Annotated in this window: 32 protein-coding genes; 30 read left to right on the top strand and 2 right to left on the bottom strand. The window is 41.0% G+C overall.

The genetic code is table 11. The annotated features are described in order from the left end of the window. The first annotated feature begins 21 nt into the window (after nt 1–21). From NML75_RS02405 to groL, 30 genes are all read left to right on the top strand, one after another. Nucleotides 22–753, top strand: coding sequence for an ABC transporter ATP-binding protein (locus NML75_RS02405; RefSeq protein WP_004251802.1), 732 nt, complete (start codon nt 22–24; stop codon nt 751–753). Further along, entirely contained in the window at nt 750–1,799 is a 1,050-nt protein-coding gene (locus tag NML75_RS02400) for an ABC transporter permease (protein WP_004251805.1), read from the top strand. Before NML75_RS02405 ends, NML75_RS02400 begins: the two co-directional genes overlap by 4 nt. Nucleotides 1,800–1,846: 47 nt before the next feature. After that, nucleotides 1,847–2,641: a cell cycle regulator CcrZ gene (gene ccrZ / locus NML75_RS02395; protein WP_195183828.1), complete on the top strand. Its 795-nt coding sequence runs from the start codon at nt 1,847–1,849 to the stop codon at nt 2,639–2,641. Then, on the top strand, nt 2,638–3,273 hold the full coding sequence (gene trmB / locus NML75_RS02390; protein WP_225750710.1) for a tRNA (guanosine(46)-N7)-methyltransferase TrmB: 636 nt from the start codon (nt 2,638–2,640) through the stop codon (nt 3,271–3,273). Before ccrZ ends, trmB begins: the two co-directional genes overlap by 4 nt. 126 nt (nt 3,274–3,399) lie before the next feature. Further along, nucleotides 3,400–3,879, top strand: coding sequence for a ribosome maturation factor RimP (rimP, locus tag NML75_RS02385; RefSeq protein ID WP_004251813.1), 480 nt, complete (start codon nt 3,400–3,402; stop codon nt 3,877–3,879). Nucleotides 3,880–3,920: 41 nt separating this feature from the next. Then, nucleotides 3,921–5,057 carry a transcription termination factor NusA gene (nusA, locus tag NML75_RS02380; protein ID WP_004251816.1) on the top strand — a complete coding sequence of 379 codons (1,137 nt, stop codon included), beginning with the start codon at nt 3,921–3,923 and terminating at the stop codon, nt 5,055–5,057. A gap of 21 nt (nt 5,058–5,078) precedes the next feature. Further along, complete coding sequence (gene rnpM / locus NML75_RS02375; protein WP_004251817.1) at nt 5,079–5,372, top strand: RNase P modulator RnpM; 294 nt, start codon at nt 5,079–5,081, stop codon at nt 5,370–5,372. Then, nucleotides 5,365–5,664, top strand: a complete 300-nt coding sequence (locus NML75_RS02370; protein WP_004251819.1) for a YlxQ-related RNA-binding protein — start codon at nt 5,365–5,367, stop codon at nt 5,662–5,664. The genes rnpM and NML75_RS02370 overlap by 8 nt, the downstream gene beginning before the upstream one ends. A 16-nt stretch (nt 5,665–5,680) precedes the next feature. Then, complete coding sequence (infB, locus tag NML75_RS02365; RefSeq protein WP_254733628.1) at nt 5,681–8,449, top strand: translation initiation factor IF-2; 2,769 nt, start codon at nt 5,681–5,683, stop codon at nt 8,447–8,449. A gap of 250 nt (nt 8,450–8,699) precedes the next feature. Beyond that, a complete protein-coding gene (gene rbfA / locus NML75_RS02360; protein ID WP_004251823.1) occupies nt 8,700–9,050 on the top strand; it encodes a 30S ribosome-binding factor RbfA in 351 nt (116 codons plus the stop codon). A 153-nt stretch (nt 9,051–9,203) separates the two neighbouring features. Further along, nucleotides 9,204–9,983 (top strand): hypothetical protein, encoded by a 780-nt coding sequence (locus NML75_RS02355; protein ID WP_070677044.1) that lies wholly within the window; start codon nt 9,204–9,206, stop codon nt 9,981–9,983. 101 nt (nt 9,984–10,084) lie between these two features. Further along, entirely contained in the window at nt 10,085–10,318 is a 234-nt protein-coding gene (locus NML75_RS02350) for a DUF1858 domain-containing protein (protein WP_000368732.1), read from the top strand. After that, the gene (locus NML75_RS02345; RefSeq protein WP_254733627.1) at nt 10,318–11,652 is read left to right on the top strand and encodes a DUF438 domain-containing protein; all 1,335 of its coding nucleotides are present in this window, start codon (nt 10,318–10,320) and stop codon (nt 11,650–11,652) included. Before NML75_RS02350 ends, NML75_RS02345 begins: the two co-directional genes overlap by 1 nt. A gap of 9 nt (nt 11,653–11,661) precedes the next feature. Then, nucleotides 11,662–11,916, top strand: coding sequence for a DUF1912 family protein (locus NML75_RS02340; protein ID WP_070677046.1), 255 nt, complete (start codon nt 11,662–11,664; stop codon nt 11,914–11,916). Between the two features lie 235 nt (nt 11,917–12,151). Beyond that, entirely contained in the window at nt 12,152–12,442 is a 291-nt protein-coding gene (locus NML75_RS02335) for a DUF4651 domain-containing protein (protein ID WP_024053819.1), read from the top strand. After that, a complete protein-coding gene (locus tag NML75_RS02330) occupies nt 12,439–12,756 on the top strand; it encodes a thioredoxin family protein (RefSeq protein WP_254724527.1) in 318 nt (105 codons plus the stop codon). The genes NML75_RS02335 and NML75_RS02330 overlap by 4 nt, the downstream gene beginning before the upstream one ends. A 9-nt stretch (nt 12,757–12,765) precedes the next feature. Further along, entirely contained in the window at nt 12,766–13,392 is a 627-nt protein-coding gene (ytpR, locus tag NML75_RS02325; RefSeq protein ID WP_254733626.1) for a YtpR family tRNA-binding protein, read from the top strand. A gap of 41 nt (nt 13,393–13,433) precedes the next feature. Next, nucleotides 13,434–14,195, top strand: a complete 762-nt coding sequence (locus NML75_RS02320) for an SDR family NAD(P)-dependent oxidoreductase (protein WP_070677048.1) — start codon at nt 13,434–13,436, stop codon at nt 14,193–14,195. Between the two features lie 75 nt (nt 14,196–14,270). After that, a complete protein-coding gene (locus NML75_RS02315; protein ID WP_006144984.1) occupies nt 14,271–14,666 on the top strand; it encodes a single-stranded DNA-binding protein in 396 nt (131 codons plus the stop codon). A 229-nt stretch (nt 14,667–14,895) separates the two neighbouring features. Next, on the top strand, nt 14,896–15,840 hold the full coding sequence (locus NML75_RS02310; RefSeq protein WP_398577643.1) for a substrate-binding domain-containing protein: 945 nt from the start codon (nt 14,896–14,898) through the stop codon (nt 15,838–15,840). Beyond that, on the top strand, nt 15,840–17,156 hold the full coding sequence (locus NML75_RS02305) for a sensor histidine kinase (protein ID WP_004251849.1): 1,317 nt from the start codon (nt 15,840–15,842) through the stop codon (nt 17,154–17,156). Before NML75_RS02310 ends, NML75_RS02305 begins: the two co-directional genes overlap by 1 nt. A 6-nt stretch (nt 17,157–17,162) precedes the next feature. Continuing rightward, entirely contained in the window at nt 17,163–17,846 is a 684-nt protein-coding gene (locus NML75_RS02300; RefSeq protein WP_004251853.1) for a response regulator transcription factor, read from the top strand. Then, nucleotides 17,843–19,141, top strand: coding sequence for an ABC transporter substrate-binding protein (locus NML75_RS02295; protein ID WP_006150426.1), 1,299 nt, complete (start codon nt 17,843–17,845; stop codon nt 19,139–19,141). The genes NML75_RS02300 and NML75_RS02295 overlap by 4 nt, the downstream gene beginning before the upstream one ends. A 139-nt stretch (nt 19,142–19,280) precedes the next feature. After that, nucleotides 19,281–19,718 carry a PTS sugar transporter subunit IIA gene (locus NML75_RS02290; protein WP_254733625.1) on the top strand — a complete coding sequence of 146 codons (438 nt, stop codon included), beginning with the start codon at nt 19,281–19,283 and terminating at the stop codon, nt 19,716–19,718. A 14-nt stretch (nt 19,719–19,732) separates the two neighbouring features. Further along, entirely contained in the window at nt 19,733–20,227 is a 495-nt protein-coding gene (locus NML75_RS02285) for a PTS system mannose/fructose/N-acetylgalactosamine-transporter subunit IIB (RefSeq protein ID WP_000261775.1), read from the top strand. Nucleotides 20,228–20,284: 57 nt separating this feature from the next. Continuing rightward, nucleotides 20,285–21,127 carry a PTS mannose/fructose/sorbose/N-acetylgalactosamine transporter subunit IIC gene (locus NML75_RS02280; protein WP_000156207.1) on the top strand — a complete coding sequence of 281 codons (843 nt, stop codon included), beginning with the start codon at nt 20,285–20,287 and terminating at the stop codon, nt 21,125–21,127. Beyond that, the gene (locus NML75_RS02275) at nt 21,111–21,965 is read left to right on the top strand and encodes a PTS system mannose/fructose/sorbose family transporter subunit IID (RefSeq protein ID WP_029689583.1); all 855 of its coding nucleotides are present in this window, start codon (nt 21,111–21,113) and stop codon (nt 21,963–21,965) included. The genes NML75_RS02280 and NML75_RS02275 overlap by 17 nt, the downstream gene beginning before the upstream one ends. Nucleotides 21,966–22,066: 101 nt before the next feature. Further along, nucleotides 22,067–22,360 carry a hypothetical protein gene (locus NML75_RS02270; protein WP_000256768.1) on the top strand — a complete coding sequence of 98 codons (294 nt, stop codon included), beginning with the start codon at nt 22,067–22,069 and terminating at the stop codon, nt 22,358–22,360. A gap of 136 nt (nt 22,361–22,496) precedes the next feature. Then, a complete protein-coding gene (gene groES, locus NML75_RS02265) occupies nt 22,497–22,781 on the top strand; it encodes a co-chaperone GroES (protein WP_049494252.1) in 285 nt (94 codons plus the stop codon). Nucleotides 22,782–22,796: 15 nt separating this feature from the next. Beyond that, a complete protein-coding gene (gene groL / locus NML75_RS02260; RefSeq protein WP_049494251.1) occupies nt 22,797–24,416 on the top strand; it encodes a chaperonin GroEL in 1,620 nt (539 codons plus the stop codon). 92 nt (nt 24,417–24,508) lie between these two features. Here groL and serS read toward each other — a convergent pair whose 3' ends face one another. Beyond that, nucleotides 24,509–25,783, bottom strand: coding sequence for a serine--tRNA ligase (gene serS, locus NML75_RS02255; protein WP_000884217.1), 1,275 nt, complete (start codon nt 25,781–25,783; stop codon nt 24,509–24,511). Between the two features lie 212 nt (nt 25,784–25,995). Beyond that, nucleotides 25,996–26,367: a DUF956 family protein gene (locus NML75_RS02250; RefSeq protein WP_004251868.1), complete on the bottom strand. Its 372-nt coding sequence runs from the start codon at nt 26,365–26,367 to the stop codon at nt 25,996–25,998. Between the last annotated feature and the right edge of the window lie 2 nt (nt 26,368–26,369).

The following is a 26,369-nucleotide window of genomic DNA, read 5'->3' as shown; positions in this document are numbered from 1 at the left end:
TATACCAGATTCGGAGAAAATATGTTAGAAATTAAAAACCTGACAGGAGGCTATGTTCATGTCCCTGTCTTGAAAGATGTTTCCTTTACAGTTGAAAGCGGACAGTTAGTTGGTTTGATTGGTTTGAATGGTGCAGGAAAATCAACGACTATCAATGAAATTATTGGTCTTTTGACGCCATATAGTGGGGAGATCAAGATTGACGGATTGACTTTAGGAGAGGATGCTACGAGCTATCGCAAGAAAATTGGTTATATCCCTGAAACTCCTAGCTTGTACGAGGAATTGACTCTCAGAGAACATATTGAGACAGTTGCTATGGCCTATGGTATCGAGCAAAATCTAGCTTTTGAACGTGTAGAGCCGCTTTTAAAAATGTTCCGTTTGGATCAAAAATTGGATTGGTTTCCAGTTCATTTTTCCAAAGGGATGAAGCAAAAGGTTATGATTATCTGTGCCTTTGTCGTGGATCCTAGTCTCTTTATCGTAGATGAACCTTTCCTTGGTCTTGATCCTTTAGCGATTTCAGATTTGATTCAACTTCTAGAAGCGGAAAAGAAAAAAGGAAAGTCTATCCTTATGAGTACCCACGTTCTTGATTCTGCTGAAAAGATGTGTAACTCTTTTGTCATTCTTCACAAAGGTCAAGTAAGAGCCAAAGGAAATCTCCAACAACTCCGAGAAGCCTTTGATATGCCAGAAGCAAGCCTCAATGATATCTATTTGGCTCTGACCAAAGAGGAGGAACTATGAAGGACTTGTTTTTAAAACGAAAGCAGGAATTTCGCAAGGAATGCTTGGGCTATCTCCGTTATGTGCTCAATGATCATTTTGTCTTATTTTTGTTGGTGTTGTTAGGATTTTTGGCCTACCAGTACAACCAGTTGCTCCAACACTTTCCTGAGAATCATTTCCCAATCCTAATTTTGATTGGGATGATGTCTATTTTGCTTTTGCTTTGGGGTGGTATTGCGACCTATCTAGAAGCGCCTGACAAACTATTTCTTTTAGTTGCTGAAGAAGAAGTGAGAGAACACATACAGAAGCAAAGTATGATTTCTTTCATCTTTTGGGTCAGTGTACAGACTCTCTTTTTGCTCCTGTTTGCGCCTTTATTCTTAGCCATGGGTCTTGGTTTGCCGATTTTTGGAGTCTATCTCCTTGTCTTGGGGATAGTAAAATATGTGATTTTTCGCCAAAAGTCTAGCAACTTTTTCCTTGGAAATGGACTAGACTGGGATTATGTCATTGCACAGGAAAGCAAACGTAAGCAGTTCTTGCTTCGATTCTTTGCCCTCTTTACACAGGTCAAGGGGATTTCAAATAGTGTTAAGCGCCGAGCTTATCTGGACTTTATTCTCAAGGGAGTTCAGAAAGTACCAGGAAAAATCTGGCAGAATCTTTATCTCCGCTCCTACCTGAGAAATGGAGATTTATTCGCCCTTAGTATGCGACTCATAATCCTATCTTTGACCGCTCTCGTCTTCATTGAGCAATCTTGGATTGCAGTCGCAATTGTAATTTTATTCAATTATCTTTTGTTATTCCAGCTTCTAGCCCTCTATCATGCCTTCGACTATCAATATTTGACGCAATTATTCCCAGTAGGTAAGGGGCAAAAAGAGAAAGGCTTGAAGGAAATTTTGAGAGCGATTGGGTTCTTTGTATTAATCTTGGAAAGTCTTATAGGATTGCTTGTTTTTAAGGACAAAATTCTTGTTCTAGCACTTGTGGGAGCAAGTCTTGTCTTGCAATTTCTTTATTTGCCGTATCAACTGAGAAGATTGGTTGACGAATAGCATAAAAATTAGTAGAATAATAAGGAAACTTTATTCGGAGGAAAGAAATGGACTTGGGTGATATTGAGCTAACGCTAACCCCGATATCTGGGAAGAGCGGAAAAGCTTATATGGGAAGTTATCCTGATGGAAAACGTGTTTTTATAAAAATGAATACTTCTCCAATCCTGCCTGGTTTAGCTAGAGAGCAAATTGCACCACAATTGCTCTGGAGTCGTCGTTTACCAGACGGCCGTGATATGTCCGCTCAGGAATGGTTGACAGGAAAAATTTTGACGCCAAGCGATATGAACCGTAAACAAATTATCGATATTTTGACACGTTTACACTGTTCACGTCCCTTAATGACCCAGTTGACACGATTGGGATATGCAATGGAAACACCTTCGGATTTACTTCAGTCATGGGTAAACAAGGCTCCGGATGCTTTAAAAAACAACCAGTATCTACGTATGGTTTTAGGTGATTTGCGTGAGAATCTTCCTGGCTTTAGGGAAGACTATGCAACCATAGTCCATGGGGATGTCCGTCATAGCAACTGGTTTGAGACAGAGAGTGGCTTGATTTATTTAGTAGATTGGGATTCCGTTCGCTTGACTGATCGTATGTTTGATGTGGCCTATCTGCTCTGTCACTATATTCCAGAGTATCAGTGGCAAGAATGGCTAACTAATTATGGCTATAAGTATAATCAAACTGTCTTGAATAAGTTATATTGGTATGCTCAACTGTCATTTTTGAGCCTCATTACCAAATACTATGAAAATCAAGATTTGGATAATGTAAATCGGGAAATCTATGCTTTGCGTAGTTTCCGAGATAAGTATGGAAAGAAAAAATGAGAGTTAGAAATCGTAAAGGGGCAACAGAACTGTTAGAGGCTAATCCGCAGTATGTTGTCTTAAACCCCGCAGAAGCTAAAGGAAAGTGGCGAGATTTATTTGGCAATGACAATCCAATCCATGTAGAGGTTGGTAGCGGCAAAGGTGGTTTTGTAACAGGAATGGCCAAACAAAATCCTGGCATCAACTATATCGGGATTGATATTCAGAAGTCTGTATTAAGCTATGCATTAGACAAGGTCTTAGAAGTTGGAGTTCCCAACATCAAACTTCTATGGGTTGATGGTTCAGAATTGACCAATTATTTTGAAGATGGTGAAATTGACCGCTTGTATTTGAATTTTTCGGATCCATGGCCTAAAAAACGCCATGAGAAGCGTCGTTTGACTTATAAGAGCTTCTTGGATACTTTCAAACGAATCTTGCCTGAACACGGTGAAATTCATTTCAAGACAGATAATCGTGGCTTGTTTGAATATAGCTTAGTGAGCTTTTCACAATATGGCATGAAACTCAATGGCGTTTGGCTAGATTTACATGCCAGCGACTTTGAAGGAAATGTCATGACTGAGTATGAGCAAAAGTTCTCAAGCAAGGGCCAAGTCATCTATCGAGTTGAGGCAGAATTTTAAGAAAAAGCTTGAATCCAAGCTATTTGGGTGCTTATGCTTTACATTAGTACATAAAAGTGCTATACTATTAGCAAGAATATAAGAAAGAGAGGCGGGGAGATATCTTCGCCTCTTGCTTATGAGGAGGTGGACGCAATCGCAACTATCGTTGAATTAGTCAGAGAAGTCGTAGAACCTGTTATTGAAGCTCCTTTTGAACTCGTAGATATCGAGTACGGAAAGATTGGCAGTGACATGATTCTTAGTATTTTTGTAGACAAGCCTGAAGGAATCACCTTGAATGATACGGCAGACTTGACTGAAATTATCAGTCCGGTCCTAGATACTATCAAGCCGGATCCCTTCCCAGAACAATATTTCCTAGAAATTACAAGTCCAGGATTGGAGCGTCCTTTGAAAACCAAGGAAGCAGTCGCTGGAGCGGTTGGGAAATACATCCATGTCGGGCTCTATCAAGCCATCGATAAGCAAAAGGTTTTTGAAGGAACCTTGTTGTCCTTTGAAGAGGATGAGTTGACTATGGAATATATGGATAAAACTCGCAAGAAAACAGTCCAAATTCCATATAACTTGGTATCAAAAGCACGTTTAGCAGTAAAATTATAGAAAGAAAGGATAGCTTTTGAGAATTCAAAAGTAAAAAGAACATGAGTAAAGAAATGCTAGAGGCCTTCCGCATTTTGGAAGAAGACAAGGGAATCAAGAAAGAAGATATCATCGACGCAGTAGTAGAATCACTTCGTTCTGCTTACCGTAGACGCTATGGTCAATCTGATAGTGTAGCTATTGATTTTAACGAAAAGACAGGGGACTTTACTGTCTATACTGTCCGTGAAGTTGTTGATGAAGTATTTGATAGCCGTTTGGAAATCAGTTTAAAAGATGCCCTTGCTATTAATTCAGCCTATGAGCTTGGTGACAAAATCAAATTTGAAGAAGCACCAGGAGAGTTTGGTCGTGTAGCAGCCCAATCTGCTAAACAAACAATCATGGAAAAAATGCGTAAGCAAACACGTGCCATTACCTATAATACTTACAAAGAGCATGAACAAGAAATCATGTCAGGTACAGTTGAACGTTTTGATAACCGCTTCATTTATGTCAATCTTGGCAGCATTGAAGCCCAATTGTCAAAACAAGACCAAATTCCTGGAGAAGTGTTTGCTTCCCACGATCGTATCGAAGTTTATGTCTACAAAGTGGAAGACAACCCTCGTGGAGTTAATGTTTTTGTCAGCCGTAGCCACCCAGAGATGATCAAACGTTTGATGGAACAAGAGATTCCTGAAGTATATGATGGAACTGTTGAAATCATGAGCGTAGCCCGTGAAGCAGGTGATCGTACGAAAGTTGCTGTTCGTAGCCACAATCCTAACGTGGATGCTATCGGAACAATCGTTGGACGTGGTGGTGCAAACATCAAGAAAATCACTAGCAAATTCCACCCAGCTCGCTACGATGCTAAGAGCGACCGCATGATTCCGGTAGAAGAAAACATCGACGTTATCGAATGGGTAGCAGATCCAGCTGAGTTTATCTACAATGCCATTGCTCCTGCCGAAGTTGACCAAGTTATCTTTGATGAAAATGATAGCAAACGTGCCTTGGTGGTTGTTCCAGATAACAAGCTATCTCTTGCAATCGGTCGTCGTGGACAAAATGTTCGTTTAGCAGCACATTTGACTGGTTACCGTATTGATATCAAGTCTGCAAGTGAATTTGAAGCTATGGAAGAAGCAGGTCAAGTGGATTACGCTGAAACAGACGAATTGACTGAAGAATAAGATCTGCTAGAGGAGGGAAAGATGAAAACAAGAAAAATCCCTTTGCGCAAGTCTGTTGTTTCCAACGATGTGATTGACAAGCGAGATTTACTTCGTATTGTCAAGAACAAAGAAGGTGAGGTCTTTATCGACCCGACAGGCAAGGCTAATGGCCGGGGCGCTTATATCAAGCTAGACAATGCAGAAGCCCTAGAGGCTAAAAAGAAAAAAGTCTTTAACCGTAGCTTTAATATGGAAGTTGAAGAAAGCTTTTATGACGAGTTGATTGCCTATGTTGATCACAAAGTAAAAAGAAGAGAGTTAGGACTTGAATAAGCAAAAAGTAAGTAATCTCTTGGGATTGGCTCAGCGAGCGGGGAAAATCATCTCGGGTGAGGAAATGGTTGTCAAAGCCATTCAAGACCGGAAAGTTAAATTGGTATTTCTAGCTCATGATGCTAGCCCAAATCTAACCAAGAAGATTCAGGATAAAAGCCACTATTATCAAGTAGAAGTTATTACCGTGTTTTCAACACTGGAATTAAGCATAGCAGTCGGAAAATCGAGAAAGGTTCTGGCTGTAACAGATGCTGGATTTACAAAGAAAATGAGGTCTCTTATGGAATAGAAGAGGAGGACATGATTTGTCTAAGAAAAGATTGTACGAAATCGCAAAAGAACTTGGAAAAGAAAGTAAGGAAGTTGTCGCGCGTGCAAAAGAGTTGGGCTTGGAAGTAAAGAGCCACTCGTCAAGCGTTGAAGCAGATGCTGCTGAAAAAATTATAGCTAGCTTTAAGCCTGCTGCTCCTAAGGCAGAGGCAAAAGCAAGTGTAGAAAAGAAAGTTGAAAAGCCTGCATCAGCTAAACCAGTTGTCGCTAAGGAAGAAAGCAAACCAGCTACACCTGCAGCTTCTAAGGAAGAAAAAGTTGTAGCTGCAAGACCGCAGAGTCGAAACTTTAAGGCGGAACGTGAAGCGCGTGCCAAAGAGCAAGCGGAAAGACGCAAGCAAAACAAGGGTAACAACCGCGATCAACAACAAAACGGTAACCGTCAAAAGAACGATAACCGTAATGGTGGGAAACCTGGTCAAGGGAACCGTGACAATCGTCGTTTTAACGACCAAGGGAAGAAACCACAAGGCCAAGGAAATCGTGGCAATGATTATCGCCAACAAGCTGATAATCGTCCCAACCAAGCTGGTCCTCGTATTGACTTTAAAGCCCGAGCAGCAGCTCTGAAGGCTGAGCAAAATGCAGAATACGCACGCTCAAGCGAGGAACGCTTCAAGCAGTCTCAAGTTGCCAAAGAAGCCTTGGCTCAAGCTAATAAACGTAAGGAGCCAGAGGAAATCTTTGAGGAAGCTGCTAAACTAGCTGAACAAACTCAGCCTGTAGTTGAAGTAGCTCCTGTAGCCAAAGAGGCTGTAGTGGATACACGTCGTAAAAAGCAAGCTCGACCAGACAAAGATCGTGATGATTACGATCACGAGGAAGATGGTCCTAGAAAACAACAAAAGAATCGAAGTAGTCAGAATCAAGTGAGAAATCAAAGAAATAGTAACTGGAATAACAATAAGAAAAATAAAAAAGGCAATAAACAAAATAACTGTAATCAGGCTCCAAAACCTATTACAGAGCGTAAATTCCATGAATTGCCAACAGAATTTGAATATACAGATGGTATGACTGTTGCGGAAATCGCAAAACGTATCAAACGTGAACCAGCTGAGATTGTTAAGAAACTATTTATGATGGGCGTTATGGCCACTCAAAACCAATCTTTGGATGGAGAAACAATCGAACTCCTCATGGTTGATTATGGAATTGAAGCTAAACAAAAGGTAGAAGTGGACAATGCGGATATCGAACGTTTCTTCGTAGAAGATGGATATCTAAATGAAGACAAGTTGGTTGAACGTCCACCAGTTGTAACTATCATGGGACACGTTGACCATGGTAAAACAACCCTTTTGGATACCCTACGTAATTCTCGTGTCGCTACAGGAGAAGCAGGTGGGATCACTCAGCATATTGGTGCCTACCAGATTGAGGAAAATGGTAAGAAGATTACCTTCCTTGATACACCAGGACACGCGGCCTTTACTTCTATGCGTGCACGTGGTGCCTCTGTTACCGATATTACGATCTTGGTCGTAGCGGCAGATGACGGGGTTATGCCTCAAACTATCGAAGCCATCAACCACTCAAAAGCAGCTAATGTTCCAATCATCGTTGCTATTAACAAGATTGATAAGCCAGGTGCAAACCCAGAACGCGTTATCGGCGAATTGGCTGAACACGGTGTTATGTCAACAGCTTGGGGTGGAGATTCTGAGTTTGTAGAAATCTCAGCTAAGTTCAACCAGAATATCGATGAACTCTTGGAAACGGTTCTTCTTGTAGCTGAAATTCAAGAGCTCAAAGCAGACCCAACCGTTCGTGCCATCGGTACTGTTATCGAAGCTCGTTTGGATAAGGGTAAAGGTGCGGTTGCAACTCTCCTTGTTCAACAAGGTACCTTGAACGTTCAAGACCCAATCGTTGTTGGTAATACTTTCGGACGTGTCCGTGCCATGACCAATGACCTTGGACGTCGTGTTAAGGTTGCAGGACCATCAACACCAGTATCCATTACAGGTCTAAACGAAGCACCGATGGCAGGTGACCACTTTGCTGTTTACGAAGATGAAAAATCTGCTCGTGCAGCTGGTGAAGAACGTGCCAAACGTGCTCTAATGAAACAACGTCAAGCAACTCAACGTGTCAGCCTAGAAAACCTCTTTGACACTCTTAAAGCTGGTGAACTTAAGTCTGTTAACGTCATCATCAAAGCCGACGTACAAGGTTCAGTTGAAGCCCTTTCTGCCTCACTACAAAAGATTGACGTGGAAGGTGTAAAAGTTACCATCGTCCACTCAGCAGTTGGTGCTATCAACGAATCTGACGTGACTCTTGCTGAAGCTTCAAATGCCTTTATCGTTGGTTTCAACGTACGTCCTACACCACAAGCCCGCCAACAAGCAGAAGCAGATGATGTAGAAATCCGTCTCCACAGCATTATCTACAAGGTTATCGAAGAGATGGAAGAAGCCATGAAAGGTATGCTTGATCCAGAATTTGAAGAAAAAGTTATCGGTGAAGCAATTATCCGTGAAACCTTCAAAGTGTCTAAAGTCGGAACAATCGGTGGATTTATGGTTACTAGCGGTAAAGTTACCCGTGACTCTAAAGTCCGCGTTATTCGTGACGGTGTCGTTATTTACGATGGTGAACTTGCAAGCTTGAAACACTATAAAGATGACGTCAAAGAAGTTACAAACGGCCGTGAAGGTGGTCTCATGATTGATGGCTACAATGATATCAAGATGGATGATGTGATTGAAGCATATGTCATGGAAGAAATCAAACGCTAAGATTCTTGCTCCTTCCTTAGGTGATGTGGGACGCAAGCAAACCGATGGTTTCATTGCTTATTTTTGAGCCTAGAGTCTCAAAAATCCCCAGTGATTGAACTAAATGATCAGCCCAATCACTTTCACCACGGCGAAAGAAGCAGATGATTTCAAATTGAACTTCGTTTCAATTTGAATTGAAAATCAATAAGTTTAAAAATAGCTAGGTCTGCTGGCCTAGCTTTTGATTCAATAGAGAGGAAGGAATAGCATGGGAAATCATTTCCGTACGGATCGTGTAGGCATGGAAATCAAACGCGAAGTCAATGAGATTTTGCAAAAGAAAGTCCGTGATCCTCGTGTCCAAGGAGTGACCATCACAGATGTTCAGATGCTAGGTGACTTGTCTGTAGCTAAGGTTTACTACACCATTTTGAGTAATCTTGCTTCAGATAATCAAAAGGCCCAAATTGGCCTTGAAAAAGCAACCGGAACTATCAAACGTGAGCTTGGTCACAATTTGAAATTGTATAAAATTCCAGACTTGACCTTCGTCAAAGACGAATCCATCGAGTATGGAAACAAGATTGACGAAATGTTACGCAATCTGGATAAAAAATAAGAAAGAGGGGTAACCCTCTTTTTTGTTTAGAAGAAGGAGGGTATTCTAGACTTAAAGGCTAATCAGAAAGAAAAAATAAGTTCTTAAAATTTCTTTTATGGAGCAAATATGATATGATATAGTTCAAATTGAAAGAAAAAGAGAAGAAACTAGATGTCTAAACAAGATTTAGCTATGCAAGTATTGCAACAAGTCGTGAAACTCCCTGTTGTTAAAGTTGATCGTTCAAAATTTTTAGTAGATAAATTTTCCAAACTATTAGACCCAAAAGATATTCCTCGATTACTAGAAGAGGGACCAACAGCCTTGTTATCCCAGGATATTTTAGATAAAGTTGCCGATTCTTGTATTAAGGATAATGTTCTATTGGCGAGTGGAACTTCTGTTCTTGCAGGTATTCCTGGTGGTCTAGCCCTTGCAATCACCATTCCAACTGATGTTGCTCAGTTTTATGCTTTCTCCTTAAAACTAGCGCAAGAATTGGGATATATTTATGGCTATGATGATCTTTGGGCTTCACGAAATGAATTGAGTGAAGAAGCCAAAAATACGCTCTTGCTCTATCTCGGGGTCATGCTTGGGGTCAATAGTGCTGGAGCCCTCCTTCGAGCTGGGGGAGTATCAGTTGCTAAACATGTCATGAAGACAGTTCCCCAGAAGGCTTTGGCTAAGACTTTGTGGTATCCCATTTTAGAAAAAGTTTTGAAAATTTTTGGGGTGAATCTGACAAAGGGAGGCTTTGCAAAAGGAATGGGCAAATTTATCCCAATCCTAGGAGGTGTCGTTTCAGGTGGTTTAACCTATACGACTATGAAACCTATGGGTAAAAGTTTGCAAAGAGAATTATCCAAACTAGTCAATTATAGTGAAGCTCAGTATCAAAGAGATGTAGAAACGATTCGAAAAGAAGCAGAAATCATCGAAGTAGAGTAATGGGAAGAAACTAGTAGGCTTGTACTGCTAGTTTTTTTATCCTAGCCCTTGTGGTATAATAAAAAAAGAAAATCTAGTGTGAAAACAGAATGGAGGTTGTGATGGATAATATTATTGACGTATCTATTCCCGTTGCGGAAGTGGTGGATAAACATCCAGAAGTTTTAGATATTTTGGTTGAGCTTGGTTTCAAACCACTTGCAAATCCCTTGATGCGTAATACTGTAGGGCGAAAAGTTTCGCTCAAACAAGGTTCCAAGCTTGAAGGGACTCCTATGGATAAGATTGTGCGTACGCTTGAAGCAAATGGTTACGAAGTGATCGGGTTAGACTAATGACAGATGAACGTATTCATATCCTGCGGGATATTTTATTAGAATTGCATAATGGAGCCTCTCCAGAGTCCGTTCAGGAACGCTTTGATGCGACCTTTACTGGTGTATCTGCTATCGAGATTTCCCTCATGGAGCACGAGTTGATGAACTCTGACTCAGGCGTAACCTTTGAAGATGTCATGGAACTCTGCGATGTGCATGCCAATCTCTTTAAAAATGCTGTTAAGGGCGTAGAAGTTGAAGATACCGAACATCCTGGTCATCCTGTGCGTGTCTTTAAGGATGAAAATCTAGCTCTCCGTGCTGCCTTGATTCGGGTCCGTAGATTGCTCTCGACTTATGAATCTGTGGACGATGAGGAAATGTTGGTTGAGATGCGCAAAGGCTTGGTACGTCAGATGGGGCTTGTTGGTCAATTTGATATCCACTACCAGCGCAAGGAAGAGCTCTTTTTTCCCATCATGGAACGTTATGGGCATGATTCACCTCCCAAAGTCATGTGGGGAGTGGATGATCAGATTAGGGATCTCTTTCAAACAGCCTTAGTGGCAACTAAGTCGCTCCCAGAAGTGCCAATTTCCGCTGTGAAGGAAGCTTTTGAAGCTTTTGCGACAGAGTTTGAAAGTATGATTTTTAAGGAAGAATCAATCCTTCTCATGATTCTGCTTGAATCCTTTACCCAGGATGACTGGATTCAGATTGCTGAGGAAAGTGATGCCTATGGATATGCTATTATCCGTCCGTCTGAGAAATGGGTTCCTGAACGTCAACCTTTTGTTGAGGAAAAAAGTGTAGAAGAACCAACTCAGCCAGAAACTGTAGATGGACAAGTTCAGCAAGTGATTGATACACCAGAAGGTCAGTTTACTATCACCTTTACACCAAAGGAAAAGGAATCGGTGCTAGATCGCAATAGCCAGCAGGCTTTTGGCAATGGCTATCTCTCAGTTGAACAGGCAAATCTAATCCTCAACCATCTACCTATGGAGATTACCTTTGTTAATAAGGATGATATCTTCCAGTATTATAATGACAATACTCCAGCGGATGAAATGATTTTCAAGCGGACACCGTCTCAGGTTGGACGAAATGTCGAACTATGCCATCCACCAAAATATTTGGAGAAGGTCAAAGCGATTATGCAAGGTCTTCGTGAAGGGAAAAAAGACAAGTACGAGATGTGGTTCAAGTCAGAATCACGTGGGAAGTTTGTCCATGTCACTTACGCAGCTGTCCACGATCAAGCAGGAGAGTTTCAAGGAGTCTTGGAATATGTTCAGGACATCCAACCCTACCGTGAGATTGATACAGACTTTTTCCGTGGATTAGAATAAGGAGAAAAAATGAGTTACGAGCAAGAATTTATGAAGGAATTTGAAGCCTGGGTTAATACCCAGATTATGATCAACGAAATGGCTCTTAAGGAAAGTCAAAAGGTCTATGAAGAAGATCAAGATGAGCGCGCTAAAGATGCCATGATTCGCTACGAGAGTCGCTTGGATGCCTACCAGTTCTTACTAGGTAAATTTGAAAACTTCAAGGCAGGCAAGGGATTCCATGATTTACCAGAAGGTTTGTTTGGCGAGAGAAATTATTAATGTTTAGAAATTAGAAAGGAGGCTGGGACAAAAGTCCTAGCCTCTCAATTGTCTTTGGATTGTCGAGCAAGACGCAGTGGTTGAGTGGGCTCTACTACGCTAATTTCATCAGCTTTTACAGCCCTACTCAACTGTGCGGAGGTGGGACGACGAAATCGAATTCTAACGATTTACCGATTTCTGTCCCACTCTCTTTTTCATTGTTCCTTGAGCCTTTTTGTGTTACAATGTTAGCATGAAAACGAAAAATATTATTAAAACAGGTTTAGTCGTGGCAGGGCTTGGAGCGCTTGCCTTTGGTGCTAAGAAAGTAGCTGATGATCATAAACTCATGAAGACACAGGAAGAGTTAACTGCTATTGTGCGTGACTATTTCTCAGAAATGGGTGAGATTGGGACTCTCTATGTTCAAGTATACGAAAGTAGCTTAGAACGTCTTGTTGGTGGTGTCATTTTTGAAGATGGTCGTCACTATACCTTTGTCTATGAAGATGAAGATCTCATCTACGAGGAGGAAGTCTTATGATTTCTCCTAAAAGTATAGAAGAATTAGCAAATCTAGTAGAGCAGGATGGCAAGAAGGTCTTCCTTTTTGTTGCGGATTGGTGTGGCGATTGCCGTTATATCTATCCTGCCTTGCCAGAGATTGAAGAGGCAAATCCGGAGTTCACTTTTATACGGGTAGACCGAGATGAGTACATGGAACTTGCTAAACTTTGGGATGTATACGGGATTCCAAGTCTTGTTGTTTTAGACAAGGACAAGGAGATTGGACGTTTTGTCAATCGTGACCGTAAAACCAAGGGGCAAATCAATGACTTTTTAGCAAGTTTGAAATAGGAGAAAAGAATGATTTTTACATATAATAAAGAACATGTCGGCGATGTCCTTATGGTCATCGTGAAAAACAGTGGAGATGCCAAGCTAGATGTTGAGCGTAAAGGTAATGTAGCGCGTGTTTTCCTAAAAGAAACTGGTGAAACTGTCGCATGGAACATTTTTGAAGTTTCTAGCATGTTTGAGATCGCTGAGCGCGGTCAAGTCTTTTTAACTGACGACCAAGTAGCACGTTTGAACCAAGAATTGCAAGAAGAAGGATTTGCTGAAGAAATCATCAACGACAAGGAACCCAAATTTGTGGTTGGAGAGATTGTAGAAATGGTTGCGCATCCAGATAGTGACCACCTCAATATCTGCCAAGTTGCTGTTGGGAATGACAAAACAGTACAAATCGTTGCTGGTGCTCCCAATGCACGTGTTGGTTTGAAAACCATTGTTGCTCTTCCTGGAACCATGATGCCAAAAGGCAATCTCATTTTCCCAGGGGAACTTCGTGGGGAAAAGAGTTTTGGTATGATGTGTAGTCCTCGTGAACTTGCCTTGTCAAATGCTCCCCAAAAACGTGGTGTCATTGAATTATCAGACGACCAGGTAGTTGGAACACCCTTTGACCCAGCTACACACTGGACTGCTTAATCACTAAAAGTGGTTTATAATCTTTGCTTGAGGGAAATAAGATGGCAAAAAATGTAGTCATTACAGGTGCAACATCAGGTATTGGTGAAGCAATTGCGCGTGCCTATCTAGAAAAAGGTGAGAATGTTGTACTCACAGGGCGTCGAACAGAAAGACTCGAGGTTCTAAAAAACGAGTTTACAGAAGCCTTTCCAAATCAAAAAATCTGGACCTTTCCGTTAGATGTTACAGATATGTGCATGGTAAAAACTGTTTGTTCAGAAATTTTAGAAACTGTTGGTCAGGTTGATATCTTGGTCAATAATGCTGGACTGGCTCTAGGCTTGGCTCCTTATCAGGATTATGAAGAGTTGGATATATTGACCATGCTGGATACCAATGTCAAGGGTTTAATGGCGGTTACACGCTGTCTCTTGCCTTCCATGGTAGCAACTAATCAAGGGCATATTATCAATATGGGTTCTACTGCAGGGATTTACGCATATGCTGGTGCAGCAGTCTATTCAGCAACCAAGGCTGCAGTCAAAACCTTTTCAGACGGGCTTCGGATTGACACCATTGCGACAGATATCAAGGTGACCACTATTCAGCCAGGAATTGTAGAAACTGATTTTTCAAAAGTTCGTTTCCATGGAGATGAGGCACGGGCGGCGACGGTCTATCAGGGACTTGAAGCCTTACAGGCGCAAGATATCGCAGATACTGTAGTTTATGTGACCAGTCAACCACGACGAGTACAAATCACAGATATGACCATCATGGCCAATCAACAAGCAACTGGATTTATGATTCATAGAGATTAATATTATTTTTAAAAAAGTTACAAATCTTGTAACTTTTTTTCTTTTCCTTCGAATAGATAAGTAGGAGGATGAAAAATGTATAATAAAGTTATTATGATTGGACGTTTAACGTCTACACCAGAATTGCACAAAACCAACAATGACAAGTCAGTGGCTCGTGCGACTATTGCTATTAATCGTCGTTTCAAGGACCAAAATGGGGAACGTGAAGCTGACTTCATCAATATTGTTGTTTGGGGGAAACTTGCTGAAACCTTAGCTAGCTACGCGACTAAAGGCAGTCTCATTTCTGTCGATGGGGAGCTTCGTACCCGTAAGTTCGAGAAAAATGGTCAGACCAACTATGTGACCGAAGTTCTCGCTACAGGCTTCCAACTTTTGGAAAGTCGTGCTCAACGTGCTATGCGTGAAAATAATGCTGGTCAAGACTTAGCAGATCTGGTTTTGGAAGAGGAGGAGCTTCCTTTCTAGAATCAATTATAGAAAAAAGCTGGTTCGTTTATAGACTGGCTTTTTCTATTGTTTCTAGTTTTATTGTTCGGAAATTACTTCTTAAAATAGGTCAAATAAATGTCCTTGTACAATAAAATCAAGCATTTTTTTTGAAAAAGTAGTAGAATAAAGTAATATATATTCAAAATTTTCAGAAAAGGAATGAAATTTGAAGGAAAATAAAGAGAAAAAAGAATTGTTGAAATGGATGATAAAGCGTATATTACTGCTGATTCCAGTTGTCTGTATTCTCTTTTGGATTTTTGGCCGTTGTCAAACAAGTGGCATCAAGGATCAGACTAAAATTGGTGTAACCTATATGACCATGAACAATGAGTTCTATAAAAGTATTCATTCGGAAATTAGTCGAATTTCCGATGAAAGAGGAGCTCTTGTTTGCGTCCGAGATCCAGAATTGGATGAAGAAAGGCAGAGCCAGCAGATTGATGATTTTTGTGCTCAAAAAGTTGATGTGATTGTGATCAATCCGGTCAAGGGGGATAGCCAGTCCATTTTAACTGCTCTTGAAAAAGCTAGAAAACAAGGAATTAAAATCATTGCAGTCGATACCCAATTGAAAAATTTTAAGCCCGATGCAAGTATTGTATCTGATAACTACCAAGCGGGAGTAATGATTGCTAAAGAGCTCATGAAACGTTCTTCTAGCGCTCGAGTCCTCCTTTTGGAGCATAAAGGGACTGTCTCAGCAGATACGCGGATTCAGGGGTTTAAAGACACTATAGAGGGGCACAGTTCTTATCAGATTGTATCGGAACTAGAAACCAAGGGGCAAACGGAGATCGCCATGCCGGCTGTCCAGAATTTTTTACAATCAGGGATTGAAATTGATACCTTGGTTGCCTTAAATGACCGCTCGGCTATAGGAGCTTTAGCTGCAATTAAGGAGCAAGGAAATAGCCAGTCCATTGCAATTTATGGAATCGATGGCTCACCAGATATGAAATCCTTGTTGCACTCGACGGATGATGTAGTGGGAACCGTTGCTCAATCTCCCTTGAAGATGGGAGACCGTGTTATGGAAGTTATCCAAGATATTTCTGAAGGGAAGAGCTATACCAAAGAGGTGATCATTCCAGTTGAAATGATGACAAAGGAAAACATTGATCAGTTTGATGTGAATGGGTGGCAGTAATGAGAAAGTTTAGAGGTGTTCGATACAGTTTGGCCATTCTTATGGTCGTGAATTTTATTGCTGTTATGCTCAACAGCATCATCTATCTTCAAGCAACCAACTATATCATTGCTCAACGCCAAGCCTCTCTATTATTGGAGCGCCTAGAGCGTATTCCTTTTGCTCCATCTACGACTTTTTGGTTGTCAGCAATCTTATTTGCTGGGATTGCCTTAATCTCAATGAGTCGTTATAGACCTCAAACAAGTCGATGGTCCATTTTTGATAAGAGGAATCTTCTAGAGATTCTCCTGATGTTACTGTTGATGTGGGTTCAGAACATAGCTTATAACGGGCTCATTCTCTTGGTTTTTGCAGATATCTTCTATGGCTCCAAAGAGTTGAATACCAAGAGAGATCGGAAGTATTGGTTTGCCTTTATCCTAGTGAGCTTCTTGATGCTCCTTGTAACCAATTCAGACGTCTTTTCGCTTTTCTTCCCAATTCCTTCTCTTGATACCTATATTCATTTTTATCCTGAATCTATCCGTATTTTGGCCTTTTTCTTAAAGAATTCCCTCTACGCCTTGAATATGGTACTCTTCATTATTTCACTTTTATTTTATATCATGAATGTCCTTGCGGAAAACCATGAAGTTGAACAAGAGCTGGCCATGGTGTCCAAGGTTAATACCGAGTTGAACAACTATATGGCCTTATCTGAGAAGATTGCAGAGGATCGGGAGCGCAAGCGGATTGCTCGGGAGATTCACGATACCTTGGGACACGCGTTAACAGGGATTTCAGCAGGTTTAGATGCTGTCGGGGTCTTGATTGATATCAATCCAAGTCGTGCCAAAGAGCAGGTAAAAAACGTATCAGAAGTCGTCCGTGAAGGAATCCAGGATGTGAGAGGCTCTCTCAATCGCCTTCGTCCAGGAGCCCTTGAGGAGCGAACTCTCAAAGATGCTTTAGAAAAGACAATCCGCGAGTACCAAATTCTTTCAAACTTGCAAGTTGATCTCAACTATGAATGGATCGATGTCGATATGGACGTCATGATTGAAGATACAATCTTTCGTGTGATACAAGAGTCTATGACTAATGCGGTTCGCCACGGTCATGCCAGCCACATGGACCTCCATTTTTTTGAGGACGAAGAAGATTACATGATTGAGTTGCAGGATAATGGAGTTGGGTTTGAAACCTTGACCTATGGCTACGGACTCAAACAGATGATGGAGCGTATTTCAATTCTAGGAGGCCAGCTTCAATTTGAAAGTCGCGATGGATTTTTCACACGTGTTAGTTTACCAAAATATAAAGAAGGGAGATAATAGATGATGATAAAAGTAATGGTGGCGGATGACCAGTCCTTGATTCGAGAATCTCTGAAAATTATTTTGTCGGCCTACTCAGATATTGAAGTGGTAGCCACAGTGGAAGATGGGAATCATGTCTTGTCTAGCATTCCACACTCGCATCCGGATTTAATCTTAATGGATATTCGGATGCCAGGCATGGATGGGGTTTTGGCTACAAAAGAAGTAAAAGAGCACTATCCGGATATCAAAATTATTATTTTAACAACCTTTGACGATGATGAATTTATCTATAGTGCGCTCAAGTATGGTGCTTCAGGGTATCTCTTAAAAGGAGCCTCGACAGAGGAGCTTTATGAAGCTATTAAGGTGGTGCATCAGGGAGGAGCAATGATCAACCCTGATATCGCAAGCAAGGTCTTTCAAATTTTCTCGCAAATGGCCAAATCAAATTTCTCTATTGCTGTGGATGAGGATAACGTTAAGGATTTGAGCACGACGGAATGGCGCATTATCCAAGAGATTGGCTATGGTGAGTCAAATAAAGAGATTGCGGCTAAACTCTTCTTATCAGAAGGAACTGTTCGTAATTACTTATCAACGATTTTGTCGAAATTAAACCTAAGAGATCGAACGCAATTAGCGATTTGGTCAGTCCAAACAGGAGTGACCCGACGTGATTTTTCAAAAGGAAATACGGAATGAAATTGAAGCGAAAGCAACTTTGTTTAGGGATTTGTCTCCTTTTTATGCTCTCTTTGAGTGCTGGTTTTTATTGGTGGAAACAGCAACCGACCGTCCTTCATATAGGAGTTTATGCAGGCTCTAGTTGGGATGTACCGACCAGTCAACGTTCTCATGCATTGGATCTTGCGATCCAAAAATTTGAAAAGTCCCATCCTAATGTCCGTGTGGAATATGAAAATGGAATTCCGCAGTCGGAATATTCAAACTGGCTCTCAGAAAAAATTGTATCAGGAAAGACCCCTGATGTGTTTATGGTTTCTGAGAAAGATTTGTCCTTATTGGCGGCACGTGGCGTTTTAGAAAAGTTAAACGGCTATATGAATAAAGAAGACCAAGTTGCTTTTTATCCTGTTGCATTTGAATCAGGTGTTTATCAGGGGCAAACCTATGCCTTGCCATATGAAAGTAATCCTATTTTGATGTGTGTCAATAAAGATTTGCTGGATAAAGAAGGCATTGAGGTTCCCAAAGAAGGTTGGAGCTTGGAAGAGTTCTATACAATTTGTAAAAAACTAACCAAAGATACCAATGGAGATGGTCAATTGGATCAGTTTGGGAGTACAGAATACACCTGGAAAGAAGCTTTGGCAGCAAATGGGGGTAGTCTCTTTCAAGGTGGGATGCTCAAACTTACGGCTCCAGAAGTCAAAGAATCTTTGACTTTTCTGCAAAAATTGGAAGAGTTAAATAAAAATTATAAGGTGAGTTCCAAAGATTTTGACCAGGGGAAAGTAGCGTTTTACCCCATGACTTTGGCTCAATATAGGACTTATAAACCTTATCCCTATCATGTTTCCAAATATTCAAACTTCACCTGGACCTGTATTCCTATGCCTGCTAAGTCAAAAACCACTAAGGCGACCTTGGTTACGACGACTTCTTTTGCCATGTCTGCTCGGACTCCTCATTCAAAGTTGGCTTGGGAGTTGATGCAAGTGTTGACAGAGGATCCAGAAATCCAACAAACTCTTTTTGCTGAATCTCAAGGGATTTCTGTCATGCCTGATGTAGTCAAGAGTCGTTCTAGTAAAGACCTTCTGCAAGTGGATGATTTTGGGGCAGATTCCTTAACCAATCAGACCTTGAACCGAATCATGGAACAAGCTGTAGAAAGTAGTCCCAAGAATGTCTCGAAAGAAGTGTTAGAAAAACTGGACTACTTGATTGGCAATGCCTTGCGCAATCAAGATGTTGAGAACCGCCTGCCGCAAATTCAAAGGGAGATTGAAAGTAGTCTCCAGGTAGGATTTTAAAGAAAAAAAGATGACATCGTGTCAAGTGACAGATGTCATTTTTTTATTGCTAAATGTCATGTTTATAATGTGACATTTGACAATGTAAAAACGCTTTCAAATAATCTACAATAGAGTCAAATAAAGGAGGCGTAGCAAAATGAAATACCTCATTTTAGTCAGTCATGGAGGATTGGCAGAAGGCCTAAAAACATCACTAGCTATGTTTGCTGGTGATAAGATGAACCAGGTCATTGCAGTTGGACTCAAAGAAGGAAAGTCGGTCGATGATTTTGCAGTTGATTTTAGAGAAAGCATTTTAGAATTGACAGCAGATGATTCTGTACTGGTCTTGGCAGATATTGTAGGCGGTAGTCCACTAACCACAGCAGCAACTGTCCTAGAAGAAGTTGGGAAGCTAGATGAAGCTTTGATCCTTGGTGGAATGAATCTTACCATGGCTTTAACAGCAGTAGTGATGAAGGATGTGTTGGATGGAGACGATTTGTCAGCCACCATCTTATCAGAAGCACGAACTGCACTACAGCCTTTTGAAGTTTCAGCCACTAGTGCTGAAGAAGATGATGACGATATTTAATAGGGAGGTACCTTATGGTAGTAACATTTGTACGGATTGATGACCGCATGATTCACGGTCAAACAGTCACACGCTGGGCAAAAGAAAAACCATGTGATGGTTTGATTGCCGTAAACGATGCAGCAGCATCAAACAAGGTTTTGATCCAAGCTTACAAAGGCGCATCAGACAAAAAAACCTTTGTATGGACAAAAGAAGCATTTAAAGAAAAATCAGCAAAAGTAACAGAATCAGATAGTCGTTACTTCTTGATCACCAAAAATCCAATCGATATGAAGGAAATTTTGGTGGACCAAGGTTTTGTTCCAGGGGATGTTAAAGAAATCATCGTAGGCCCTGCAAATGATCGTCCTGGTGCAGTGAAATTGGGTAATAACCAATCCATCACACAGGAAGAAGCAGAAGCCTTCCAAGCCATTCAAGCAGCAGGCTATAAGGTGAAATTCCAGTTGTTGCCTGATGTTTCGATTGGTTACTGGGATGATTTCAAATCTAAATTTGGCTTTTAAACCTAACAATTTTATTAATTAGGTAAATAAATTTACAAACAAAAAGGAGCGTTTGTTATGACAATTTCATGGATTCAAGCAATCTTGCTTGCAGTTTTCGCCAGCTTGTCTTCAATGCCTGGTATGGGAGGTTCCAGTATCGGGAACTATACACTCGGTCGTCCCTTGATTGGTGGGTTGATCTCAGGTTTAATTCTTGGAGATGTGACAACCGGTATTATGGTAGGGGTTGCCCTTCAAGTCGTTTATATCGCCTTGGTAACACCTGGTGGAACCGTATCTGCGGATGTTCGTGCCATTTCTTATATCGGTGTTCCTCTTGCTATCTTGTTTGTGCATGCAAATCACATCACAGATGAAGCTGGAATTGCAGCAGCTGCAGCCCCAATCGGTGCGGCCGTTGGGACAATCGGTACTGTTCTTTTCTACGGAACAGCTACCATGAACTTGCTTTGGCAACACATTGGTTGGAAAGCCGTTGAAGAAGGAAACTTCAAAAAACTCTACGCAGTTGACTGGGTTTACCCATGGATCTCTCACTTCCTCTTCTCTTTCCTTCCAACTATGATTATCACTAAATATGGTGAAAACATGGTTGATTTGATGAAACTTTACCTTCCTATGGATGGTTTCTGGATGAAAGCTCTCTTTACAGTCGGAGCTCTTCTCCCATGTGTCGGTATTGCTATCTTGTTGAAACAAATTGTTACAAAAGCAACTGACTTCATTCCATTCTTTGTTGGATTTACCTTGGCTAAATCTCTCGGCTTGAACTTGGTAGCGAGTGCGGTTGTTTCATTGATCTTTGCAGTAATCTACTATGAACTTGAAGTAATCAAATCTATGAAAGCTGTTCCAGCTGGGGCTGTTTACGTAGACGATGATGAGGAGGATATTTAAAATGGCTGATAGAAAGAAAATTTCAAAGAAAACATTAGCAAAAGCATTTCATCATTGGTATTATGGTCATTTGACTTGTTTCTCTCAAGAACACATGCAAACCTTTGGGTACTTGACTTCTATGCTTCCAATCGTAGAAGAAATGTATGATACAAAAGAAGAACAAAAAGATGCTATGCAAACCTATACTGCTTTCTTCAATACTGAACCGCAACTTGGATCTCTTGTTGTAGGGATTACAGCTGGTTTGGAAGAAGCACGTGCAAATGGAGATGCAGTAGATGGTGAAACCATCAATGGGATGCGTGCCGGTTTGATGGGACCAATCGCTGGTATTGGTGACTCTTTGATCGTTGGTACCTTGATTCCAGTTCTTTTGGGGATTGCACTTGGTCTTTCTAAAGGTGGTAACGTCGCTGGTGCTATCTTCTACATCGTCGTATGGAACTTCCTAGTCTACTTTGGTATGCGCTTTGCCTTCTTCAAAGGATATCAATTAGGGGATAAAGCCGTTGAATTCCTAGTAGGACCAAAAGGACAAGCTCTTCGTAAAGCAATCAGCGTTGTCGGTGGTATGGTTATTGGTGCCGTAGCAGCGACTTGGGTCTCTGTTACAACAGCACTCGAATTCAAAAATGCTAATGGAGAAGCCTTCCTTAAAATTCAAGAAAAGATTGATGGTGTTTATCCAGGTCTCTTGACAGCAACCTTCATCACTATTTGCTGGTGGTTGATGTCTAAGAAAAAAGTTTCACCAAACAAAGTCATGTTAATTCTAGTTGTTGTTGCCTTAATTGGTGTTGCTCTAGGTATCTTTGACCCACATCTTAATTACTAAGGTCAAGAGAACCCAATATTTACTAGTAAAAATTTTGAGAATGAAGTAGACTAATCTCCTTCTCTTACACTTCATTCTCAATTTTTATCAGGAGGATTTTCATGGTTACAAAACAAGAACTTGTTAATGGATATGAAACAGAAATTAAGTATCAACGCCACATGCTTGAAAATTTGGGTCGTTGGTTCAGTTTGCTCTTTATCACTGCTAGTATTGGTGTGGTATTGATTTATCTTTTTCATAAAACCTTCCTCCCACTCTTAATTTTCGGAATTTTACTTGCCTTGATTGGAATATTAGGAATGGTGGTTTTTGGATATGGTATCTACCGCGGGCGGATCAATCTCCAAAAGGTTATCGATGATTTCAATCAAAAGTTGACGATTCTCAATTAATATTAAAGGAACATCTCTTTCATTTTTGAGGTGTTTTTTTCTTGACTATTTCTGACTAAGTGATACAATAGAACTATGGTTTAGCACTCGTATACAAAGAGTGCTAATAATATGATTATCTTATGGAGGAAAGCAGATGTTGAAACCATTAGGAGACCGCGTGGTCTTGAAAATTGAAGAAAAAGAACAAACAGTTGGTGGCTTTGTCCTTGCAGGATCAGCCCAAGAAAAAACAAAAACAGCTAAAGTAGTAGCTATTGGACAAGGTGTTCGCACCTTGAGTGGTGAACTTGTTGCTCCAAGTGTAAAAGTTGGAGATCAAGTTTTAGTTGAAGCTCATGTAGGTATTGATGTCAAAGATGGTGATGAAAAATATATCATCGTGGGTGAAGCTAATATTTTAGCAATCGTTGAAGAATAATAGGAGGAAGTAAGTATGTCAAAAGAAATTAAATTTTCATCTGATGCACGTTCAGCAATGGTCCGTGGGGTTGATATCCTAGCTGATACAGTTAAAGTAACCTTAGGCCCTAAAGGACGTAATGTCGTTCTTGAAAAATCATTTGGTTCACCATTGATTACCAATGACGGGGTGACAATCGCTAAAGAAATTGAACTAGAAGACCATTTTGAAAATATGGGTGCCAAATTGGTATCAGAAGTAGCTTCTAAAACCAACGATATTGCTGGTGACGGGACAACCACTGCAACTGTCTTGACCCAAGCCATCGTTCGTGAAGGAATCAAGAACGTTACAGCAGGAGCAAACCCAATCGGTATCCGTCGTGGGATTGAAGCAGCAGTTGCAACTGCTGTAGAAGCCTTGAAGAACAATGCCATTCCAGTATCAAGCAAGGAAGCAATCGCACAAGTCGCTGCCGTATCCTCTCGCTCTGAAAAAGTGGGTGAATACATCTCTGAAGCCATGGAAAAAGTTGGTAAAGATGGAGTTATCACTATTGAAGAATCACGTGGTATGGAAACAGAGCTTGAAGTTGTAGAAGGAATGCAATTCGATCGTGGTTATCTATCACAGTACATGGTCACTGACAATGAAAAAATGGTTGCAGACCTTGAAAATCCATACATTTTAATCACTGATAAGAAAATCTCAAACATCCAAGAAATTTTGCCACTTCTAGAAAGTATTCTTCAAAGTAGCCGTCCGCTCTTGATTATTGCAGATGACGTTGACGGTGAAGCTCTTCCAACTCTTGTCTTGAACAAGATTCGTGGAACTTTCAACGTAGTTGCTGTTAAGGCTCCTGGTTTCGGTGACCGTCGTAAAGCGATGTTGGAAGATATTGCGATTTTGACAGGTGGAACTGTTATTACCGAAGACCTTGGTCTTGAGTTGAAAGATGCTACCATCGAAGCTTTAGGTCAAGCAGCTAAAGTGTCTGTAGATAAAGATAGCACTGTTATTGTAGAAGGCGCAGGTAATCCTGAAGCAATTGCTAACCGTGTCGCTGTCATCAAGTCTCAAATTGAAACAACAACTTCAGAATTCGACCGTGAAAAACTTCAAGAACGCTTGGCTAAATTGTCAGGTGGAGTAGCTGTTATCAAGGTTGGTGCTGCAACTGAAACTGAGTTGAAAGAAATGAAACTCCGTATCGAAGATGCTCTTAATGCGACTCGTGCAGCTGTTGAAGAAGGTATCGTTGCAGGTGGTGGTACTGCCTTAGTGAATGTCATTCCAGCTGTTGAAGCTTTAGAATTGACAGGTGATGAAGCAACAGGACGTAGCATTGTTCTTCGTGCCTTAGAAGAGCCGGTTCGCCAAATTGCCTACAACGCAGGCTATGAAGGTTCAATCGTTATCGATCGTTTGAAGCATGCAGAGCTTGGAACAGGCTTCAACGCTGCAACAGGTGAATGGGTTAACATGATTGAAGCAGGAATTATCGATCCTGTTAAGGTAAGTCGTTCAGCCCTTCAAAATGCCGCTTCAGTAGCAAGTCTCATCTTGACAACCGAAGCAGTTGTAGCTAACAAACCAGAACCAGTAGCCCCTGCTCCAGCTATGGATCCATCAATGATGGGTGGTTACTAGAGAATATAAAAATAACAGGTAGAATGAAAGATTTTCTACTTGTTTTTTTACATGAAATGTAAAAGAGGAAGTTATGCTTCCTCTTGTTTATTTTATGGTTTGATAACTTCAGCTCCACCCATGTATGGACGAAGGACTTCTGGAATAGTGACAGAACCATCTTCATTTTGATAGTTTTCAAGAATTGCCGCAACGGTACGTCCAACTGCAAGTCCAGAACCGTTCAAGGTGTGAAGAAGTTTAACCTTACCATCTGCTTCGTCACGATAACGGATTTGGGCACGACGTGCTTGGAAATCTTCTGTATTTGAACAGCTTGAGATTTCACGGTAGGTATTTTGTGCTGGGATCCAAACTTCCAAGTCGTAAGTCTTAGCAGCTGAGAAGCCCATATCTCCTGTAGAAAGAGCAACTACACGGTATGGCAAGTTGAGTTTTTGAAGGATGTTTTCAGCGTTAGCTGTCATCTTTTCTAGTTCTTCGTATGATTCTTCAGGTTTAGCAAATTTAACCATTTCAACTTTGTGGAATTGGTGCAAACGAATCAAACCGCGAGTATCGCGACCAGCAGAACCAGCTTCAGAACGGAATGATGGACTCATAGCAGTAAAGTAGATTGGCAAGTCTTTTCCGTCAAGAATTTCATCACGGTAGTAGTTAGTTAGAGGAACTTCAGCTGTAGGAATGAGGACATAATTAGTGTCTTTCAATTCAAAAGTATCTTCCTTGAATTTTGGATATTGACCAGTACCAAACATAGAATCATGGTTAACCATGTAAGGGGTGATGACTTCAGTATAACCTTCCTTACCATGCTCATCTAGCATAAAGTTGTAGATGGCACGTTCTAAGCGAGCTCCGAGGCCTTTATAGAAGAGGAAACGAGCTCCAGTGACTTTTCCACCACGTTCCCAGTCAAGAATACCAAGATCTTCTCCGAGATCCCAGTGGGCTTTTGGTTCAAAGTCAAACTCACGAGGAGTTCCCCAACGGCGAACTTCTACGTTATCATCTTCATCGGCACCAATTGGAACGCTATCAGCAGGGATGTTTGGAAGAGTAGTGGTAAATTCTGTCAATTTAGCATCGATTTCCGCTAATTCCGCATCTAGTGCTTTGACTTCAGCAGATAGGGTTTGCATGGCAGCAATCTTGTCGTCGGCATTTTCCTTGTTGCGTTTAGCTTGGGCGATTTCAGCAGAGACAGTGTTACGCTCAGCCTTGAGAGTTTCAACCTTAACCAAGATGTCACGACGTTTAGCATCGATTTCTTTCATCTCGTTCAAGATAGCAGCATCTACACCACGTGTAGCCAATTTTTCTGCGACAGCATCAAAGTCTGTACGAATACGTTTGATATCTAGCATATAAACTCCTTTATGAAAAAGCACACCTGACAAAGCGTTGGAGTGGCAGAGCCACGGTTCCATCCAACTTCACAGGTGTGCACTTGATTCTGTATTTGATTTAAAACAACGGTAGAATTTCACCTATCTCTCCTATCTGCTCGCAGCATCCGCAGACTTTCTGGAAGAAGAGGATAACCTACTTATCCGTTTCTATGATTATACTAAACTTTCTATTTTTTTGCAAATAGATTTTTGATTTTACGACCGATGATTTGGAGTAAGGTCGGAAGCTTCACAACCTTTTCATTTCCGATTTTTTCCCGAGCAATTTTAAGAATTTTTCCGGAGTCTTTTGAGGCAAAGAGGAATTTTCCTTGGTCTGTAAAAACTTCAAAATGACGACTAACCTTACGGCCTGAAACATTGGCTCCGATTTGATTAACGCTAGACCATGGGATTTGAATATAATCCTCAATATTGCGATCCGAGTAAAACTCCAAGGCTTGGTCTCCTACCAGAAATTTTCCAACTTTTCCTTGTATAGAGAGGTAAGAAGTTCCAGTAGTTTGTAAGTCAACGACTTTATTGAGAGATTGTGCCATGT

The organism is Streptococcus sp. CF4-3 (genome assembly GCF_024295385.1).
Taxonomy (GTDB): domain Bacteria; phylum Bacillota; class Bacilli; order Lactobacillales; family Streptococcaceae; genus Streptococcus; species Streptococcus infantis_I.
Note: the sequence above shows the minus strand (reverse complement) of the source record. Positions and strands in the feature narration are given on the sequence as shown.